Annotated in this window: 19 protein-coding genes; 13 read left to right on the top strand and 6 right to left on the bottom strand. The window is 67.6% G+C overall.

The features are described from left to right. Positions 1-55 precede the first annotated feature (55 nt). From HLA91_RS09145 to HLA91_RS09165, 5 genes are all read right to left on the bottom strand, one after another. Entirely contained in the window at positions 56-556 is a 501-nt protein-coding gene (locus tag HLA91_RS09145; RefSeq protein WP_102161938.1) for a DUF456 domain-containing protein, read from the bottom strand. Between the two features lie 128 nt (positions 557-684). Beyond that, positions 685-1,950 (bottom strand): MFS transporter, encoded by a 1,266-nt coding sequence (locus tag HLA91_RS09150; protein WP_170274431.1) that lies wholly within the window; start codon positions 1,948-1,950, stop codon positions 685-687. Next, complete coding sequence (locus HLA91_RS09155; protein WP_170274432.1) at positions 1,947-3,071, bottom strand: DUF3027 domain-containing protein; 1,125 nt, start codon at positions 3,069-3,071, stop codon at positions 1,947-1,949. Before HLA91_RS09155 ends, HLA91_RS09150 begins: the two co-directional genes overlap by 4 nt. After that, on the bottom strand, positions 3,071-3,439 hold the full coding sequence (locus HLA91_RS09160; RefSeq protein WP_102161941.1) for a cold-shock protein: 369 nt from the start codon (positions 3,437-3,439) through the stop codon (positions 3,071-3,073). The genes HLA91_RS09155 and HLA91_RS09160 overlap by 1 nt, the downstream gene beginning before the upstream one ends. A gap of 170 nt (positions 3,440-3,609) precedes the next feature. Beyond that, complete coding sequence (locus HLA91_RS09165; protein ID WP_170274433.1) at positions 3,610-3,876, bottom strand: hypothetical protein; 267 nt, start codon at positions 3,874-3,876, stop codon at positions 3,610-3,612. A 101-nt stretch (positions 3,877-3,977) separates the two neighbouring features. Here HLA91_RS09165 and HLA91_RS14205 point away from each other — a divergent pair, with 101 nt between their 5' ends. The 3 genes from HLA91_RS14205 (at position 3,978) to HLA91_RS09180 (ending at position 8,442) form a co-directional block, all read left to right on the top strand. Continuing rightward, entirely contained in the window at positions 3,978-6,203 is a 2,226-nt protein-coding gene (locus HLA91_RS14205; protein WP_170274434.1) for a helicase-associated domain-containing protein, read from the top strand. After that, complete coding sequence (locus tag HLA91_RS09175) at positions 6,200-7,933, top strand: DNA repair helicase XPB (RefSeq protein WP_170274435.1); 1,734 nt, start codon at positions 6,200-6,202, stop codon at positions 7,931-7,933. The genes HLA91_RS14205 and HLA91_RS09175 overlap by 4 nt, the downstream gene beginning before the upstream one ends. Before the next feature lie 194 nt (positions 7,934-8,127). After that, the gene (locus tag HLA91_RS09180; protein WP_170274436.1) at positions 8,128-8,442 is read left to right on the top strand and encodes a hypothetical protein; all 315 of its coding nucleotides are present in this window, start codon (positions 8,128-8,130) and stop codon (positions 8,440-8,442) included. Positions 8,443-8,454: 12 nt separating this feature from the next. On the opposite strand, the gene HLA91_RS09185 is transcribed toward HLA91_RS09180, so the two are convergent. Continuing rightward, positions 8,455-9,480 (bottom strand): EamA family transporter, encoded by a 1,026-nt coding sequence (locus HLA91_RS09185; RefSeq protein WP_338076762.1) that lies wholly within the window; start codon positions 9,478-9,480, stop codon positions 8,455-8,457. A 183-nt stretch (positions 9,481-9,663) separates the two neighbouring features. Between HLA91_RS09185 and HLA91_RS09190 the strand changes: the two genes are divergently transcribed. The 10 genes from HLA91_RS09190 (at position 9,664) to pspAB (ending at position 19,698) form a co-directional block, all read left to right on the top strand. Further along, complete coding sequence (locus HLA91_RS09190) at positions 9,664-10,215, top strand: CGNR zinc finger domain-containing protein (RefSeq protein ID WP_170274437.1); 552 nt, start codon at positions 9,664-9,666, stop codon at positions 10,213-10,215. A 76-nt stretch (positions 10,216-10,291) separates the two neighbouring features. Next, entirely contained in the window at positions 10,292-11,950 is a 1,659-nt protein-coding gene (locus HLA91_RS09195; protein WP_420867895.1) for an FMN-binding glutamate synthase family protein, read from the top strand. A gap of 73 nt (positions 11,951-12,023) precedes the next feature. Further along, entirely contained in the window at positions 12,024-12,785 is a 762-nt protein-coding gene (locus tag HLA91_RS09200) for a response regulator transcription factor (RefSeq protein ID WP_165883612.1), read from the top strand. A 45-nt stretch (positions 12,786-12,830) separates the two neighbouring features. Continuing rightward, positions 12,831-14,627, top strand: coding sequence for a sensor histidine kinase (locus HLA91_RS14070; RefSeq protein WP_420867896.1), 1,797 nt, complete (start codon positions 12,831-12,833; stop codon positions 14,625-14,627). Beyond that, positions 14,611-16,338 carry a trypsin-like peptidase domain-containing protein gene (locus tag HLA91_RS14075; protein ID WP_170274439.1) on the top strand — a complete coding sequence of 576 codons (1,728 nt, stop codon included), beginning with the start codon at positions 14,611-14,613 and terminating at the stop codon, positions 16,336-16,338. The genes HLA91_RS14070 and HLA91_RS14075 overlap by 17 nt, the downstream gene beginning before the upstream one ends. A 153-nt stretch (positions 16,339-16,491) precedes the next feature. Then, positions 16,492-16,782: a WXG100 family type VII secretion target gene (locus HLA91_RS09215; protein ID WP_170274440.1), complete on the top strand. Its 291-nt coding sequence runs from the start codon at positions 16,492-16,494 to the stop codon at positions 16,780-16,782. 222 nt (positions 16,783-17,004) lie between these two features. Beyond that, positions 17,005-17,802, top strand: coding sequence for a PspA/IM30 family protein (locus HLA91_RS09220; RefSeq protein WP_102161951.1), 798 nt, complete (start codon positions 17,005-17,007; stop codon positions 17,800-17,802). Between the two features lie 2 nt (positions 17,803-17,804). Beyond that, positions 17,805-18,107 carry a PspA-associated protein PspAA gene (gene pspAA / locus HLA91_RS09225; protein ID WP_102161952.1) on the top strand — a complete coding sequence of 101 codons (303 nt, stop codon included), beginning with the start codon at positions 17,805-17,807 and terminating at the stop codon, positions 18,105-18,107. 40 nt (positions 18,108-18,147) lie between these two features. After that, complete coding sequence (gene htpX / locus HLA91_RS09230; protein WP_165883615.1) at positions 18,148-19,050, top strand: zinc metalloprotease HtpX; 903 nt, start codon at positions 18,148-18,150, stop codon at positions 19,048-19,050. A 48-nt stretch (positions 19,051-19,098) separates the two neighbouring features. Continuing rightward, a complete protein-coding gene (pspAB, locus tag HLA91_RS09235) occupies positions 19,099-19,698 on the top strand; it encodes a PspA-associated protein PspAB (protein WP_102161954.1) in 600 nt (199 codons plus the stop codon). Positions 19,699-19,765 lie beyond the last annotated feature (67 nt).

Consider the following 19,765-nt stretch of genomic DNA (forward strand, 5'->3'; position numbering starts at 1 on the left):
ATCTGAGAACGGCCGGTCACCCCGCGGGGTGGCCGGCCGTTTCGGCTGTCCCAGCTCAGGCGTTGACGAAATAGATGGCGTTGGCGACGACAAAGGCCGTCAGTGCGGCTGCCGCACAGCAGAACTCGACGATGATGCCGATGCCCAGCGCCTTGATCGCCGTCCAGCTCGACTGCCACGATTCCTTCGGATCCTTCAGCCGCCGGAATTCGGCGAGGTAGAGACCGGCGATGAAGCCGACGAACAGCCCGACGACCGGGATGACGAAGAAACCGATGAACGCGCAGATCGCGGCCAGCACCAGCGAGGAGTTCGGGATCTGCCGGGCCTTGAGCCGCTTGCCGGTCAGCACCCACGAGGCGGTCATGCCGATGCCGACGAGCACCAGGATGACGGCCAGCGTCACCCAGCCGGTGGCCGTGCCGATGACGACGGCCCATACGATCGCGGCGATGGCGATGAGAATGGAACCGGGCAGCACCGGGACGATGATGCCGATGCAACCGATGAGCATGGCCAGTCCGACGAGGACGGTCGTGATGATCTCTGCGTTCACTGCCAGGTGGCCTCACGTTTCGGGAACAGGGTGCGCCCTCAGTGTACGAGCACTTCCCGGCACTGACCTGGGCAGGCGCGCCGTACCGGCTGATGACCGGCCGCCCCACACCTCGGGTGCGGTTGATCTCAGGGTTTGCCGTCGTAGCTGAGGTGGATGAGGCGGCGGCGCCGGCGGGGACGGTGGACGCGCAGGTGCTTGGCGAAGATCATCCAGCCCAGCCCCACGGACAGACCGATGACACCCGAGAGCCCGCCGACGACGAGCGAAGCGCGGGGCCCGAGGAGGTCGGCGACGATGCCGGCGACCGGTGCGCCGATCGGGGTGCCGCCCATGACGACGGCGGCGTAGATCGCCATGACCCTACCGCGGTAGCCGGCCGGCGTCGTCGTCTGCACATAGGCGTTCGCTGAGGTCATCATTGTGATCGCGGAGAAGCCGACGCCGGTGAGCACGATCGCGAACGCCCAGTAGCTCGGGGCCATCGCCGCGAGCAGGCAGGCGAGCCCGAACCCACCGGCGGCACCGAAGACCATCCGCAGCCGCGGCTTCTCCCGCTTGGCGGCCGTCAGCGCCCCGGCGACCGAGCCGATCGCCATGACCGAGGACAGCAGCCCGAACCCGCCGGCGTCCTGGTGGAACTCGATCTTGGCCATCGTGGCGGTGTAGACGCTGAAGTTGAACCCGAAGGTCGAGACGATCCCGAGGATCGTGAGCACGACGATGATGTCAGGCCGGGTGCGGATGTAGGTGAACCCGCCGAGGATCCCGCGCTTGCCCATCTTCCGGGCACTCGTCGAGTGCAGCTTCGACCGGTCGAGCGTAACGAGCACCCCGATGGTGGCGGCGAAGCCGAGCCCAGAGACGAGGAACACCGGTTCGGCGCCGATGAGTGCGGTCAGCCCGCCGGCGATCGCCGGGCCGAACATGCGCGCACCGTTGAAGGAGGCAGAGTTGAGCGAGACGGCGTTGGGCAGCAGCTTCTCGCCGACGAGCTCGGAGACGAAGGCCTGCCGGGCGGGGTTGTCGATCGTGGCGACCATGCCGAGGGCGAAGGCGAGCACGTAGACGTGCCAGAGCACGAGCAGGTGGGTGATGGCGAGCGCGAAGAGCAGCAGCCCGCAGGCACCGAGGAGGGCCTGGGTGAGGATGAGCAGCTTGCGTTTGGGGAACTTATCGGCGATCGCCCCGGCGACGGGGAACATGATGAGCTGCGGCCCCAGCTGCAGAGCCATGCAGATGCCGAGCGCGGTCGCGTCGTTGTCGGTCAGCTGGGTAAGGACGATCCAGTCCTGCGCCGTGCGCTGCATCCACGTTCCGGTGTTCGACACCAGCGCACCCGAGAACCACCGGCGGTAGTTGGGCTCGCTCAGCGACCGGAACATCGAGCTCATCGGCTGGCGTGTGCCTCCTCGCGTTCGGGTTCGGCGGCGGTGTTGGCCTCTGCCGCTCCCGAGGCGGTGGCCGGCTGTGCCGTGTCCGCACCGCTGGTCTCGCTGGTGCCGGGCTGTTCACTGCTGTCGGACTGCTCAGTGCTGCCGGAGTCGTCGTCGCTGGTGGTGGCGACCATGTCGAAGTCCTCGTCCAAGTCGTCGATGACCGGGTCGGGGATCGGTTCGGGCTTGCGCCGCTCGTCGGTCTCCGAGTGCGCGCCGCATCCGTTGTCGAGGGCGACGACGCGGCCGTCGAAGGGCGACCATTCGTTGGCGCACACGCCGAACTGCGTGCGCAGGGAGCCGGTCATCGGCATGAGGTAACCGCAGGTCGAGCAGTGGGCAGAGGCGCGGCGGGCGAAGTCGCCCTCGGGGCCTGCGTCGGAGTTCTCCCAGCGGGTCGCGGCGTTGGCGATGCCCTCACGGGAGAGCACGCGGCGACGCCCGAGTCCCCATTCGAAGTTGGGGATCTGGTCGATCTCGTCATCGGGGCCGAGTCCGGTGTCCTCACCGCCGACCTGTTCGAAGCCCTGCTCGAGGTTCGGGTCGTCAAGCACCTTCGGCAGCACATCGCGGGCGCTCATGTCACCGGGCTGCAGGCGCTCAGACCACGGCACCCAGCGCGGTGCCACGAGCGCGTCTTCACCGGGCAGCAGCGCGGTCTCACACACGGTGACCTTCTTCGACCGCGGCGCCCGGGCGAGCACGGCTACCCAGTGCCAGCCGCGGTAGCCGGGCATCGTGCAGGCGAACGCGTGGGTGGCCAGGCGCTGGCCCTCCATGACAGCGGACAAGTGCCCGCCGATGTGCTCGGCTTCGGCCGCCTCGGCGATGGCCTCGCGGGCGATGTCGACGGCGGCGAGCAGCAGTGCGTCGTCGGCGATCTTCGCGGACCTGCGGGAGGTGCGCGGCGCCTCGGCGGCGGTCTCAGCCGACTGCGGATCCGCAGCTGCGGCAGCTTCCGGTTCCCCCGCCTCGGGCGCGGCGGCGGCAGCCGGCTCGCCGGAGTCAGCGGGGCTGGCGCCTGTGCGGCTGCGGCTGGCGCGCATGTCCTCTAGCCAGGCATCGAACAGGTGCGACATCAACCCTCCAGGTCATCGGCGATCGCGCGGAGCACTTCTGCCACCTTATGCGAATGTGCCGAATCGGGGTACCGGCCGCGGCGCAGGCCGGCGGCGGTGTCGTCGAGGAGGCGGATGACGTCTTCGACCATGACGACCATCTTCTCCGGGTCGCGGCGGACCTTGCGCGGGGCGTCGAGCACGCGGGCCTTGAGCACCTGCTTGCCCTTGCGGCCGTCGACGATGTCGAAGTCCAGGCGGGTGCCGGTGCGCACCTGCGCTCCGGCGGGCAGGGCGGAGCCGTGGAGGAAGATCTGTTCGCCGTCATCGGCGGTGACGAAGCCGAATCCCTTGCCTTCGTCGAACCATTTCACGCGTCCGGTGGGCATAGCGTCCTTTCACATACGTGGCTTCTGGCGGCAGGTGTGCCGCAGCAGAAGCGGATTGTTCTGAGTTGGTGGGGTGGTGCGGCCGGTGGGCCGGTGGTGCGGTGTGTGCCGCGGGTGCCGGGTGGCTGTCGTGTGCTGGCGGGCCGGCCGTTGGGCTCCGGCGGGCCGGTTCAGCTGCTGCGGCGGCGCAGTGTGGCGCGGATGAGCACGGCCAGCATTCCTGCAAACCCGATCGGCAGGCAGATCATTCCCGTGTAGGTCATGAGCGCCGAGGGTCTGGCCTGCATGGCGGCCTGGATGAGCACGACCGCGATCGCAAGCACCCCGATGAGCGAGAAGATCACCGCAGCTGCTGTGAGCGCGGCATCGGCGCGCGAACTCGCACGCCTGTGCGGCGGTGCCGTCTGCGTCTGTGCGTTCTGTGCGTGTGCGCTCACCGTGGCCACCTCCTTCTGCTGCGTTCGGGCCTGTTGCGGCTGGCCAGACCATTGTAGCCGAGGCCCGGGCCGGGTGCGGCGGCGGTACTAGACTGGGTTCGATGGCTACGCTGACCTCCTTCGCCGCCTGGCTGCGCGAGCTTCCCGATGCGGACTTCGCTGCGTTCTCCCGCGCCCGCCGGGACCTCATGCGCACCGACCTGCCCCGGCTGCGCGATGTCGCCGCGGCCGCCGGGTCGCGCACCGCGGTGGCCACCGGTCTCGAATCCCTCGACACGGCCGCCCTGCAGGCGGTGCACCGGGCGGCGTGTGCGACCCGTGTCGATCCTGCCGTGCCGGCATCCACGCTGGCGGCCGCGCCCGAGGTGGTGGAGACGCTCAAGACCCGCGGGCTGTTGTGGCCGGTCGGGGATCGTGCATATCGCACGCATGCGGAGACGATGAGCCTGCTGCCGACCTCGGCGGCGGAGCTGCGCTCTCCCCCGGACTGGGTGGCAGCCACCGCCCCGGCCGATCCGGCCGAGTACACCCGGCCGGTCTCCGAAGCGCTCGCTGCCAATGCCGAGGCAGCGGCCGCCTCGGCGACGGTGTCCGGGGTGCTCTCGGCTGTCGACTCTTTCACCTCTCATGAGGTCTCCCAGCTCACCAGCGGCGGGGCCGGCAAACGCGATATGCAGGCCATCGCCCGCGCACTCGGGGCGAGCTTTCCTGATGCGGTGATGCTGACCGAACTGGCCGCAGCCGCCGGGCTGCTGGGCATCGGCGGGACTGATCTCGATCCGCGCTGGCTGCCGACTGCGGCCTTCGACACAGTGCTCGCCGCCGAGCGCAGCGAGGTCTACGCGATGCTGCTGCAGACCTGGCTCACCGGTGCCGTCGATACGACCCATGTGCTGGCCGGGAGCACCGAGCGCGGGGACCGGCTGCAGTCGCTGGCCGCCTCGGCCGGGCTGCACCGCAAGGCCGCCTATGCCGGGTTCCCGCAGTCCCAGCCGCCGCTGCCGCACGCCCGGTACGCGCTGCTGCACACGCTGGCTGAACTGACAGACGACTCAGCTGGCGGCGGCAGCGCTGGAGACGATGGCACCCATCTGGCGGTGCCCGATGATCTGCTCATCGCCCACATCCAATGGCGCCACCCGCTGCTGGCCGCCGCCAGCACCGCCACGCTCACCCGGCTCATCGACGAAGCCGCGCTGCTCGGGCTGCTGTGCACCCCGCTGGCTGATGGCCACGCCCACGCCCTCACCCGACTCGGGAAGGTACTCACCACGCACCTCGCAGAGGCGATGGACACCGCCCGTGCCGTCACCGGCTTTGACATCACTGCGGTCTCGGTGCCCGAATCGATTCCCGCCCGGGTCGACGGGATCCTGCCCGAGCTGCAGACCCGCGTCGTCGTGCAGTCCGACCTCACCGCGATCGCCACCGGCCCGCTGGCGCCGCAGATCCATGCTGCGCTCACCGAGCTCGCCGAGGTCGACACCCGCGGGCAGGGCACTGTGTACCGGTTCACGGAGACGACGATCTCCGATGCCCTGAAGTCCGGGCTGCGCGCCGATGACATCACCGCCCGGCTGCGCGAGGTCACCGGACAGGACACGCTGCCCCAGCCGCTCGAGTTCCTCATCACCGAAACCGCCGGGCGGCTCGGCCGCATCCAGATCGCTGCCGCCCGCAGCGTCATTGTCGTCGACGACGAAGCCGAACTCGCCGCGATGCTCGCCGACTCCGCTCTCGTCCCCGCCGGGCTCACCCGCTTGAGCGCGACGGTCGCGGTCTCAAACGTCTCGCGCGAACGGCTGGCGATGCTGCTCGAAGCCGCCGAATACCAGACGATGGCCGCCGCCCCAGAGAACCCCGCTCCCCCGCGCGCAGCCAGCCTCGCCCGCCGGCCGGCCACCACCCGGCGCACCACCCGAGTGCCTGACTCGCGCTTGTCCTCCTATATCTCCTCTCTGCGCTCCGGCAGCGAGGAACCGGAGACCGAATCACCGTCGACGATCGCCGATGTGCTGCGCGAAGCCGCAGCCACCGGCACCGAGGTCGACCTCACCGTCGTCGGCCGCGAGGGTTCCCAGCGCCAGGTCCGCATCGCCCCGATCCAGGTGGCAGGCGGGCGGGTGCGCACCCGCACCGGCCCGGCCCGCGACACCGAACTGACCTTCGGGCTCGCCCGCATCATCTCCGCCGCTCCCGCCGGCACAGGTGACGGCGGCACCACACCCACCTTCGCCTCGGACACCCCCGCCTCGGACAACCCCGCCTCAGGAACCCCCACCTCGGGCACGGGCAGCGAGGACACGGACAACAAGGACAGCCTGTGAACGGTCCCCTCATCGTCCAGGCCGATCGCACCGTGCTGCTCGAATCGACCCACCCGGAGGCCGCCGAGGCGGCGATCGCAATCGCCCCGTTCGCGCAGCTGGCCAAGACGCCCGAGCTCATCCACACGTACACGATCACCCCGCTGGGCCTGTGGAACGCCCGGGCCAGCGGCCACGATCCCGAATCCGTCATCGACGCACTGCTCGAATACACCAAGCACCCGGTCCCGCACGCGCTGCTGCTCGACATCGTCGAAACAATGGAGCGCTTCGGGGTCCTCACCCTCGAGCAGTCCCCCATCCACGGGCTCGTCCTGCACAGCCAGGACGCGGAACTGCTGAGTGAGCTCATCACGCATCCGGAGATCGTCTCACTGGTGGGCACCCGCATCGATGAGCACACGGTGCGCGTGCACCCCTCGGAGCGCGGCGAGCTCAAGCACCGGCTGCTGCGGCTTGACCACCCGGTCTCCGACCACGCCGGCTACGTCGATGGTGAGAAGCATGAGATCGAGCTGTCGGCCACCACCGGGGACACCGGCACCGAGGCGACGGGCACCTCGGGTGCGGAGGGCAGCGGTGCCTCCGGAGCAGAGGGCAGCGGTGTCGTGGGCAGCCGTCAGCCGTGGCATCTGCGCGAGTACCAGCAGCGGGCCGTCGATGCGTTCACCCACGGTGAGTCCGGGGTCGTGGTGCTGCCGTGCGGGGCGGGCAAGACGATCGTCGGGGCGGCGACGATGGCCGCCGTCGGCACGACGACGCTCATCCTCGTGACGAATTCGGTGGCGGCCAAGCAGTGGAAGGCCGAGCTGCTCAGGCGCACCAGCCTGACCGCCGACGAGATCGGCGAGTACTCCGGATCGGTCAAGGAGATCCGCCCGATCACGATCGCGACCTACCAAGTTCTCACCACCCGCCGGAAGGGCTCCTACCTCCACCTGGAGCTGCTCGATGCTCGCGATTGGGGCCTGGTGATCTACGACGAAGTGCATCTGCTGCCGGCCCCGGTGTTCCGGCTCACCGCAGGGCTGCAGGCCCGCCGCAGGCTCGGCCTGACCGCCACGCTCGTGCGCGAGGACGGGCGAGAGGAGGAGGTGTTCTCGCTCATCGGACCCAAGCAGTTCGAGGCGCCGTGGAAGGAGATCGAAGCCGCCGGTTACATCGCCGAGGCCCACTGCTACGAGGTGCGCGTGCGCCTAGATACCGGCACCCGGCGCGCCTACGCACACGCAGATGGGGAGGACCGCTACCGGCTGGCGGCGGCTTCAGATGCGAAGATTCCGGTGGTCAGAAAGATCGCCGCCCACCACGCCGGCCAGCAGGTGCTCGTCATCGGCCAGTACCTCGACCAGCTCGAAGAGCTCGGCGAGGCCCTCGGCGCACCTGTGCTGACAGGCAGGACACCGGTGAAGGAGCGCACGGAGCTGTTCTCGCAGTTCCGCGCCGGGGACATCTCGGTGCTCGTCGTCTCGAAGGTCGCGAACTTCTCGGTCGACCTGCCCGAGGCCTCGGTCGCCATCCAGGTCTCCGGCTCCTTCGGCTCCCGGCAGGAGGAGGCCCAGCGCCTCGGGAGGATCCTCAGGCCCAAGCCGCATGCTGAAGCTGCGACCTTCTATACGGTCGTGGCGGCCTCGACCGTCGACGAGCACTTCGGCGCACACCGGCGCCGGTTCCTCACCGAGCAGGGATATAGTTACACGATCCTCAACGCCGAGCAGCTCGGACGGTGAGGATGGCCGGTGAGCCGGGGACGTCGGCTGGCATGTATCGTAAGCGAAAGACCACCGAAGACGATGGAGTCGTGATGCGATAGAACCGCTCACCCTGGACTGACGTCTGGGGAAATCCCCACCTGCTTCCCATCGCCCTGGCGACTGTTGCCAGCGGCCTGGGCTTCTACGTCCCGGTCAGTGCGCTGTTCCTTTTGAGCCGGGGCCAGTCTCTCTCAGACGTCTTCATCTTCGAGACGATCCTCGGTGCCAGCATCCTCGTCGCGGAGGTGCCCAGCGGCATCACAGCACGGCGGGCGACCGTGCTCAACATCGCCAGCTCGTTCGGCAGCCTCGTCGGGATCGCCGTCAACCCGATCATCGGCGCAGCAGCCGACGTCAGCGCGCCGCTGGCGTCTGCAGGGATCGTAGCGGTTCTGCTCGGCGTTGCCGTGTCCTGGATCCCGGTGGTCAACCGGTATCTCGATGACCGGAGGCCACCTGCCGAACGCGACGACGATGCCGACTGAACCGGCCGGAGGTCAGGCGCCAACTGCCTCGGCGGCGGCACTGCGGGTGCGCACCGCCTCGGGTACCGCGACATGCTCGATGACCGGCAGCGAGGCGACCGGCACATCGGAGACGACGACCTCGCGGGCGGCAGTGCGGCTCTCGCCGATCTTGATGAACACGACGCCGGCGAGCAGGAGCAGACCGCCGACGGCCTGCGCGTAGACCGGAAGCTCAGCGAGAACGGCCCAGGCGATGACGACGGAGAACGGCACCTCGATGAGGTTGACGAAGCTGGCGACCGTCGCGCCGATCATGCGGATGCCGAAGGCGGCGGTGACGTAGGCGCCGGCGGTGACGAGCACGATGAGGGCGATCGCCTGCCACCAGGTGACCGGCACTGAGCCCAGCGACATGGGCGCGGTGGTCAGCTGCTGGGCACGCGGACCGGCGAAGGCGTAGACGCCCACGGCGGCAGCGCCGACGAACATTCCGAATCCCACGAGTGCGATCGGCGGAACCGGCATCTCAGCCTTGGCCGAGTCGAGGAAGTAGCAGGCCAGGCAGACCGCTGCGCCGAGGGCCAGCAGCACCGAGCCGAGGTGGAGCTGTGCGCCGCGCGGGTCGAGGATGAAGGCCAGGCCGAACATCGCCAGGCCCATGCCGACGAAGGTGAGCGAGCTGGGGCGGATGCGGCTGCGCAACCACACCCAGACGACGATCATGAGCGGGGCCGTCATCTCCAGCAGCAGTGCGATGGCGACATCGAGGTGCTCGACCGACATGAAGAACAGCAGCTGCACTCCGGCGACGGACACGATGCCGAAGGTGATGACATCACGCCAGGTCTGCCAGCGGGCGAACGCGTGCCAGCGGCCGTGCATGGCGATGAGCGTGGGGATGAGGAGGACGAGGCCGGTGCCGAGGACGCGGAGGAACACGACGACCTCCGGGGTCCAGCCGCCGGCGTACATGACCTTGCCGATCGGTGCGGCTGCGGCATAGCAGAAGGCGGACAGCAGGATGAGCAGAAGGCCTGAGACAGCCTGACGGTTCACGGTTTCCCTCCCCACGACGAACGGAGTGGCGTGTCATGAGTGTTACCATTTTGACTCATGACGCACTGACACTCATTCTAGTGAACAGCAGGCAGAGCTCACGAGTCAACGCGACGATGGTCATGACGAGACAGATTTCGCGTGAGCTTGACCACAGGCTGTATTCGCTACACTGTGGCCAGCATGTCTCTCACCGATGAAAACCGCTCCGTCCTGGTCATGCTCGTCGACCTCATCAACTCCGGGCGCAACGACCAGGAGCTGCTGGCCGATGCCGGAGCCATCGAGGAGTTCGCGCGTCGGCACGACTTCTCGGCCCCGATCGCGGCGACGAGCTCCGACGTCGACCTGACCCACGCGGTGCGGGAGGACTTCGAGACCGTCTTCGACTCCGATGCGATCGAGGATGTGGTCGCGGCGGTGAACTCGACACTGCTGCGCTGCAACGCACTCCCCCAGCTCGTGCGCCATGACGGCTGGGACTGGCACCTGCACGGCACCGCCCAGACCGCGCCGCTGCCGGACCGCTTCGCCATCGACATCGCGTTTGCGCTCATCGACCTCATCCGCGAGCACGAGCTCTCCCGCCTGCAGGTATGCGCGGCCGAGGACTGCAACGCCGTGTTCGTCGACTTCTCACGCAACCGATCGAAGCGCTTCTGCGACACGGGCAACTGCGCCAACCGCACCCACGTGGCCGCTTACCGCAAGCGACAGGAGGAGCAACCGGCCTGAGCTGTGCGCCGACAGCGCGAAAAGCAGGGCACGTTCCTCCCTCAGGCAGCTCGGCTTTGGTCGTAGGCTAATGAATATGATCGCGATCGGTATCTTCATCGGCATACTCTTCGTCATGGCGGTCGGTGCGGCAATGGCGCTGGCACTGAGCGCGTGGTGGTGGATCCTCGTCTTAGCCGCAGCCATCCTGCTGCTCGTGGCCGTCTACGACGTGGTGCAGCACCGATACGCGGTGCTGCGCAACTTCCCGGTCATCGGCCACGGCCGGTACATGATGGAGACCATCCGCCCGATGGTCCAGCAGTACTTCGTCGAGCGCAACTATGACGGCAAGCCGTTCGACCGCGATGTCCGCGACCTCATCTATGAGCGTGCCAACGGCACGCATTCGGTCAAGTCCTTCGGCACCGAGCTCGAGGTGCGTGCACCGGGCTACGAGTATCTCATCCATGCTGCACAGCCCGGCCCGATCCCGGAGGGCGAGCACCGGGTGCGCATTGGTGGACCGCAGTGCAGCCAGCCGTACGACTCCTCACTGTTCAACATCTCTTCGATGAGCTTCGGCTCCCTGTCGAAGAACGCCGTGATGGCGATGAGTCAGGGAGCAGCCCGCGGCGGGTTCGCCCAGGAGACCGGAGAGGGCGGGCTGACGAAGTACCACCTCGAAAGCGGCGCCGATCTGATCTGGGAATTCGGGTCCGGCTACTTCGGCTGCCGTGATTCCGAGGGCAACTTCAATCCCGAACAGTTCGAGGAGAAAGCCCGCCACCCGCATGTCAAGGCGATCTCGATCAAGCTCTCCCAAGGCGCGAAACCCGGTCTGGGCGGCGTGCTGCCGGCGAAGAAGATCACCCCGGAGATCGCTGAGGCCCGCGGCGTCCCGCTCGATGAGGACTGCATCTCCCCGCCTGCCCATTCGGCATTCCAGACCCCTCGCGAGCTCATGGAATTCATTTCCCAGCTGCGCGAACTCTCCGGGGGCAAACCGATCGGTTTCAAACTGTGCGTCGGTATGCGCCGTGACGTGCTCGGCATGTGCAAGGCGATGCTCGAGACCGGCATCCTGCCCGATTTCATCGTCATCGACGGCGCCGAGGGCGGCACCGGCGCCGCGCCCTTGGAATACGAAGACCACATGGGCACCCCGCTGACCGAGGGCCTGCATGTCGTGCACAACGCCCTCGTGGGCGTCGGACTGCGCAAGCACATCAAGCTCGGAGTCGCCGGCAAGATCGCCTCGGGCAACGACATCGTCCGCCGGCTCATCCAGGGCGCGGACTTCTGCCTGGCCGCCCGGCCGATGATGATGGCCGTCGGCTGCATCCAAGCACAGCGCTGCCACACCAACCACTGCCCCACCGGTGTGGCCACGCAGGACCCCAAGCTCGCCCGCTCGCTGCATGTGCCCTCGAAGTCGGTGGCGGTGCACAACTACCACAAGGCCACCGTCGATGAGGCCAAGCAGATGCTCTCGACTCTCGGCGTCGCCCGACCGGACCAGCTCTCGCCGAAGATGCTGCGCAAGCGCGTCTCCCAGACCGAGGTGATGTCCTACGCGCACGTCTTCAACTGGATGGAGGAAGGCGAGCTGCTCAAAGCTCCGCCGCGCGGGTGGCTGGAGGACTGGAACGAGGCCACTGCTGACTTCTTCGGACCCAGCTGGGTCCATCAGGAGGAAGGCGAGGGCGAGACCGTCCACCCCGATGTCGACACCGATGACAAACCGGTCGGTTGACATGTGATGCACAACACATTTGCATCCAGCTAGAGTCCAGAAAACTTCCAGACTCATGTGCCAGGATGGGGCCATGACTTCAGGACATCTCGAACACGAAGACATTGAGGCCACCCTGTTGGTCGTCGATGATGAGCCCAATATCCGCGAACTCCTCTCCACCAGCCTGCGCTTCGCCGGCTTCGACGTCATCTCCGCTGGCAACGGCGCTGAGGCCCTGCGCCTGGCCGAGCAGAGCGAACCCGACCTGCTCGTCCTCGACGTCATGCTCCCGGACATGGACGGCTTCACCGTCACCCGCCGGCTGCGCCAGACCGGCCGGCACATCCCGGTCGTCTTCCTCACCGCCCGTGACGACACCTCCGACAAGATCACCGGCCTGACCGTCGGTGGCGATGACTACGTCACCAAGCCCTTCAGCCTCGAAGAAGTCGTCGCCCGCATCCGCGCGGTGCTGCGCCGCACCCACAGCCTCGAAGAGGACGAGGGTGCAGTCGTGCAGGTCGGCGACCTCGAACTCGACGACGACACCCATGAAGTGCGCCGCGGCGGGATCCTCGTCGACCTCTCGCCCACCGAGTTCAAACTGTTGCGCTACCTCATGCTCAACGCCAACCGCGTGCTGTCGAAGTCGCAGATCCTCGACCACGTGTGGGAGTACGACTTCGGCGGCGACACCGGCATCGTCGAGTCCTACATCTCCTACCTGCGCCGCAAGATCGACACCGCCCCGGAAACCGATGAAGCCGGCAACCCGGTGCAGGCCGAATGGCGCCCGATGATCCAGACGAAGCGCGGCGTGGGCTACATGCTGCGCACACCCGAGACCAAGTGAGTATCTGACACCTGACCCCCTATCGAGCTGAGAATCGTCACGCCTGTGAATCGTCACCGCAAGAGCAAGCAGACCGTCATCTGGGAAGAATGGTCGCTGACCACCAAGCTGCTGACGATCATGATGACGCTCATGCTGCTCGTGCTCACCGGCACGAGCGCATGGGTGCTCGAGAACCTCCGCGCCAGCCTCATCGAGCGCACCGATGAGCGGCTCATCAGCGCCTCGGATGCCCTGGCGATTCAGGCCGCTGAGCAGGTGTTCCTGCCCGCACCCCTGCAGGGCGGGGATCAGGTGCAGTCGAATCCGCAGGAGGAGTCGCTGCGCAATCTGCTGCCCGGCTCCTATTACGTGCAGTTCTACTCGAACGACGGCAATACCGCCTTCGAGCCGGTCGCTCCGGACCCGACGAATGTGCCGTACCTGCCCGATATCAATCAGTCACTCGTCAGCGAGCGCGCCGGCCACCCCTTCACCGTCGAGGGCACCTCCTCGCATTGGCGGGCGCTCGCGCTCCAAGTCGAAGGAACCCCGTGGCTCGTCGCCGTCGCCGTGCCCTTTGACAAGGACGTCGACGGCATCAGCGAACGAGCCCGCAACACCATGGTCGGCATCGGCCTGCTCGCCCTGGCACTGGTGGCAGGCGTCGGCTACTTCGCGATCACCAACACCTTCCGGCCGCTGAAGAACATCGAGGAGACCGCCTCGCGAATCGCCGCCGGCGACCTCTCTCAGCGTGTGTCGAAGTATCCCCGCAACACTGAGCTCGGCCGACTCTCAGCAGCGCTCAACACCATGCTCGGCCGCATCGAGGACTCCTTCGACGGCCAGACGCGTTCAGAGAAGCGCATCCGCCAGTTCGTGTCGGATGCCTCCCATGAGCTGCGCACCCCGCTTGTGACGATCCGCGGTTATGCCGAGCTCTACCGGCAGGGCGCACTCAAGGACCCTGAGCACATCGGCCAGGCGATGGACCGCATCGAAGCCGAAGCCAAGCGGATGGGCGTGCTCGTCGAAGACCTCGTCGTCCTCGCCCGCCTCGATGAGCGCCGTGAGGCAGAGCTCGGCCCGGTCAACATCTGCGCGATCGTCCGCGACGCCGCCGCCGACGCCGCCGCCCAGGACCCGGATCGCGACATCAGCTTCATCGGCCTCGACGGCGGCGACGCTGATGAGAACATCCCGGTCATCTACGGCTCAGAGGCCAAGCTGCGCCAGGTCATCGTCAACCTCGCCGGCAATGCCGTGCGCCACACCCCACCGCAGACGGCGATCGAGTTCGCCGTCGGCGTCGTCGGCGTGCCGGCCGAGCCTCCCGCTCCCGAGGCGGTGGATCCGAAGCCCAAGGCGCCTGGTTTCGTCACCGGCCCGGTGCGGATCTTCAAACGCGACAAGACCGACAGGACCGACCCCAAGACCAGACCGGCCACCGGCAGCGCCGCTGCCTCCGAGACCGGAACCGCCGCCTCGGGCACGGCGCAGACAATCGTCCCCGACGTCTCCGCAGCCGGGGGTGTGAGCGTGAGCGAGAAGCTCGCCGGGTTCCCCGCCGGCCGGGTGCGCTTCGAGGTCCGCGACCACGGCGACGGCATCGACGCGGAGGACGTCCCGCGCATCTTCGAGCGGTTCTACCGCCTCGATGCCTCTCGCAACCGTGACACCGGAGGTTCCGGCCTGGGCTTGTCGATCGTCAAGGCGATCGTCGAATCCCACCAAGGCCGGATCACCGTCCACCCCACTCCCGGCGGCGGCGCGACCTTCCGCGTCGACCTGCCGATCCCACTCGAGACCCCCGCTGCGTCAGAAGCGCAAGGAAAGGACACTGATGAGTCACACGCCTGAGCACCCTGCTGACGGCTATGAGCGCCCCACCGGGCCGGCACAGCCTGGCCGCCACTCCCAGCAGACCCGGCGCACCTTCCCCACCAGCGACGACCCTCTGCGTCCCGCCTCACCAACGGCCTCCTACGGCTCCCAGCCCAGCCAGCTGCCCGGTTCCGGATACGGTTCTGGTCCTGTCTCCGGTCAGGGTTCCGGCGCGGGCACCCCGGCCGGTCGGCCCTTCCCGCCCGCAGCCGAGCCGCGGCCCAGCCAGCCCCCGCGCACGTTCCCGCAGGCCCCGGCGAGAGCACCGCAGGCACACCAGCCTGGCACTCGTCCCGGTACTCATCCCAGCGGGCCGGTCGGTTCGGGGCCCGGCAGTGACGGACCCGGCCACGGTGCTGGAACCGGAGCAGCGGCTGAAGCCGGAACCGGGTTCGGCGCTGGGACCGGCCTCGGTGGTGGGCTGGGTGCGAACGCAGCCAGCGGACCGACAGCGACTGGCAGTGCAACCGGCACCGGCTCGCCGAGCTATGGCTTCGGCGGCGGACAGACACCGCCTCCTGGCGGGCCCATCGACGGGGGCCCGCATTCCGCCCCGGCACGCCGTGAGCGACGCGGTCCCGGCTGGGGTGCGCTGACCCTGTTCACGCTGCTGGCCGTACTGCTCGGTGGCGCGCTGGGTGCCGGCACCATGTACGGCATGCAGGCTTTCGGCGGGCAGGAGCAAGAATCCCAGACCGATCCGCAGAACACCCCGCAGCGCACGCAGGAGGCCCCGGACTGGGCAGCGATCGCCGACACCGCCTCGAAGTCGGTCGCTGCGATCCGGGTCGGCGTCAACGGTGAGGTGCACGGACTGGGCTCGGGCTTCGTGTACGACGGTGCTGGCCACATCGTGACGAACAACCACGTCATCGCCGCAGCCGATACCCCCGGCGGCCAGGTCAACGTCGTCTTCAACAACGGCGACACGGTCGAGGCCGATATCGCCGGACGCGACCCCGAGACCGACATCGCCGTCCTCAAGTTGCGCCAGAGACCCGAGGGCCTGACTCCGCTGCCGCTCGGTGATGACAGCCAGCTGCGCGTCGGTGACCCGGTCATGGCGCTGGGCAACCCGCTCGGCCTGGCCGACACCGTCACCACCGGCATCGTCTCCGCGCTCAACCGGCCTGTGACCACCGAGAACATCGGTGAGGACGCCGAGGACCCGCAGGGGGCGCTGACAATCACCAACGCCATCCAGACCGATGCAGCGATCAACCCGGGCAACTCTGGTGGCCCGCTCGTCGACGGCAACGGCAAGCTCATCGGCGTCAACTCCTCGGCAGCAACGCTGCGCGATGCCCAGCAGAGCGGCCAGGCCGGTTCGATCGGCATCGGATTCGCCATCCCGGTCGCTCAGGCCAAGAACATCGCCGACCAGCTCATCCAGAACGGCCAGGCCGAGCACGCCGCACTCGGCGTGGCGGTGCAGGACTCCCAGGTCGATCACAACGGCATCGCCCGCGGTGCTGCGAAGGTCACCGAGGTGCAGGGCGGCTCGGCTGCCGAGCAGGCCGGGATCCAGGCCGATGACGAGATCACCGCTGTCAACGGCACCCAGGTGAACAACGCAGTCGCACTGCAGGCGCTCATCCGCTCCCATGCGGTCGGCCAGACAGTCAAGATCACCCTGGTGCGCGGTGGCCAGGAGCAGGAGATCGACACGACGCTGCTGGCGAAGTGACCGGCAGCCTGCCGTGAACAGCAGCTGACACGATCGCGCGGCCGGGTGTGGACACGAGACGCTGTCCACACCCGGCCGTTGTCGTGTGGTGACCCGTGGTGCTCTCCCGTGGAATGGAGGACAGCAATTCTCACCACAGGAAAGGAGCCGGGGATGGCTGTCATTCAGGTCGATGCCCAGGAGATCGAAGCCACTGTCACGCGCACGCGGGAATCATGCACGGTCCTGCACAATGAGGCGGCCAGCCTCATGGGCCACCTGCGCAGTCTGGAGAACTCATGGCGCGGCGGTGCCGCTGAGAGCTTCCAGCAGCTGGCTGGCGAATGGGAGGTCGTGCAGCGGCAGGTGCAGGAGAGCATCGAGAGCATCCGCGACGCCCTCTCGGCTGCCGGCGTGCAGTACTCGGAGGTGGAGGAGGCCAACCGCAAGCGCTTCTCCCGCTGATGGTGCGCGCCGCCGGTGCGCCGGAAAGCAGCCGGATGAGGCCGGGATGATCCGGCAGATGAATCCGGCTGCAGCGTGCCGGTGGCGCCGCGTCATTCAACTCCACAGAACCCACCCGGGGCCTGGCATTCAGGCCGATCCGACTCAAGCTTTTTCCAATTTCACGCAGTAGAGTGAGGGAGAACGCAGAACTGAGCTTGAGCTCGAAGGAGACTCCCCGGGATGAGCATTTTCAAACGCATCAAGATGATCTTCGGCGCCAAGGCCAACTCGGCCCTGGACAAGGCCGAGAATCCCAACGAGACGCTGGACTACTCGTACCAGAAGCAGCTCGAGCTGCTGCAGAAGGTGCGCCGCGGCGTCGCCGATGTGGCCACGAGCCGCAAGCGTCTTGAGCTGCAGATCGGTCAGCTGGAGAAGCAGCAGGACAAGCTGCAGTCCCAGGCGCAGAAGGCCCTGGAAGTCGGTCGCGAGGATCTCGCCCGTGAGGCGCTGACCCGCAAGTCAGGCCTGCAGCAGCAGATCGGCGACCTGCAGACCCAGCACCAGAACCTGCAGGCCGAGGAGCAGAAGCTCACGACGGCCTCGCAGCGCCTGCAGGCCAAGGTCGACTCCTTCCGCACCCGCAAGGAGACCCTCAAGGCCAACTACAACGCCGCAGAAGCCCAGACCAAGATCAGCGAGGCATACTCGGGAATCTCCGAGGAGTTCGGCGATGTCGGTCTGGCGATCCAGCGCGCCGAGGACAAGACCGCGCAGCTGCAGGCTCGCGCCGGTGCGATGGACGAGCTGCTGGCCTCCGGTGCGCTCGACGATCCGACCGGTGCCCCGCATGACGACATCGACGCCCAGCTCAACGCGCTCTCCAGCGACAGCGATGTCGAGATGGAGCTCGCCCGACTGCGCGACGGTCTGCCCAGCGGCCAGTCGAACCGCCCGGAGATCACCCGCGAGGCCCCCGTCGACGCAGAGACCGCCGACTCGCAGGCCTCGGCTGAGAACCCCCGGCAGGAGGGCTGATCATGATCGTGCGCATCATGGGCGAAGGCCAGTTCGACGTCGCCGACGTCGAACAGGACGCCCTCCAGGCCTATGACGACAAGGTCGAGCAGGCCGTGCAGTCCGGAGATGAGGAGCAGACGAGTGCCGCGCTTCACGACCTGCGCTCCTACATCCTCTCCCACGGCACGCCCGTGGCAGATGACTTCCTCGGCACCTCCGACATCGTCGTCCCGTTCGCTGATGCGAGCATCGACGACATCCGACAGCTGGTCGACGGCTCTGGCCTGATCCCTGACCTGGACTCCCCCGGCCCTCAGGGCTGAGCAGAACCAGCCGTTGGCACAGCAGCAAGGCAGAAGGACTATGAAGAACCGTTTCGTCAAAGACCACGGGCTGACATTCCGGATGAGCACGGCCATGTTCCTCAATGGCCTCATCTTCGTGCTGCTCATGGTGGCGATCTGGTACATCCTGGGCCGCAGCCCAGGCGGAGTCGTCATCGCGGTGATCGTCAGCGCAGGCGCCTTCTTCTTCCAGTGGTACTTCTCCGATTCGATCGCGTTGAAGGCGATGGGCGCCCGGATTGTCACACCCGAACAGGCGCCCGAACTGCATGTCATCGTCGACCGGCTGTGCCAGCTGTCCGACACCGTCAAACCGCGGGTGGCGTACTCCGATTCGCCGGTGCCCAACGCCTTTGCCACCGGCCGGTCGCCGAAGCACTCGGTCGTCTGCGTCACCCGCGGTCTCCTCGACACCCTGGAACCCAAGGAAGTCGAGCTCGTCCTGGCCCACGAGCTCTCCCACGTCGCCCACCGCGACGTCACCGTCATGACGGTTGCCGGTGTCACCGGCGTCGTCGCCTCGCTCATGGTGCGCGCAGGCTTCTACACCGGCGGACGCAGCCGCAACAACAACGGCCTGCCGGTGATGCTGGCGATGATGATCGTCGGTGCTGTTGTCTACGCACTCAGCTTCGTGCTCATCCGCGTGCTCTCCCGCTACCGGGAGCTGGCCGCTGACCGTGCTGCCGCGATCCTCACCGGCCAGCCATCGACACTCGCCTCGGCACTGGTGAAGATCAGCGGCCAGATGACTCAGATCCCCTCGCAGGACCTGCGCAAAACCGCCAGCGCCAACCACCTCGCCCTCGTCCCGGCCATCAACGGCCGCGACGTCCGCCAGTGGTTCTCCACCCACCCGAGCCTGGAGAAGCGCCTGGAGCAGCTGAACAAGATCTCCGGCCAACTCTCCCGCCCGTCATGACCTCACCGCTGGTTCCACACCTCGGCACCGGACTCGTAGACTGAGCGCATGGGATTTCTCGACGCGATTCTGGGCCGCAGCAAGCCGAAGCGAGCCAACCTCGATGACCTGTTCGCGCTGCCGAACGTGTCGCTGACCCTGCAGTCATCCTCGACGTTCACCCCGACTGGCGTCGGCGCCGTGTGCTTCCGCGAGGTCGAAGGCCGCGCCTTCGCCGAGGCCGAGCAGGAGAGCCGCGAGCTCATCGCCAAGGACCCCGACTGCGACGTCGAACAGGTCAACGACGGCTACGGCTTCACCTGGCAGGTCATCACCGACGCCCAGGCGAACATCTCGAACCTGGCGACGAACATGCACGCCATCAACTCAGCGCTGGTCAACCAGGGCTTCGACACGATGCTGCTGTGCACCGCCCTGTACTTCCGTGACGCCGACGGCCGCGCGGCCGCGATCGTCTACCTGTACAAGCGCGGCACCTTCTACCCCTTCGTGCAGGTCGGCCAGCACCGACGCGACAACGCCCTGGAGATCCAGCTCAAGGGCCTGCTCGAAGGCGAGGTTCCCCTCGAAGAGGATCTGACGAAGTGGTCACCGCTGTGGGATGCCCCGGGCATGGACCGGACCGCTGGGCCAGAGCTGACCCGCTGAGACACACCCGCGTGCAGTTCGTGTCGACTGCTCGATCATCGAGTCGACACGAAACGCACGACTGAAC

The organism is Brevibacterium luteolum, assembly GCF_013004595.1.
GTDB classification, from domain to species: Bacteria; Actinomycetota; Actinomycetes; order Actinomycetales; family Brevibacteriaceae; genus Brevibacterium; species Brevibacterium luteolum.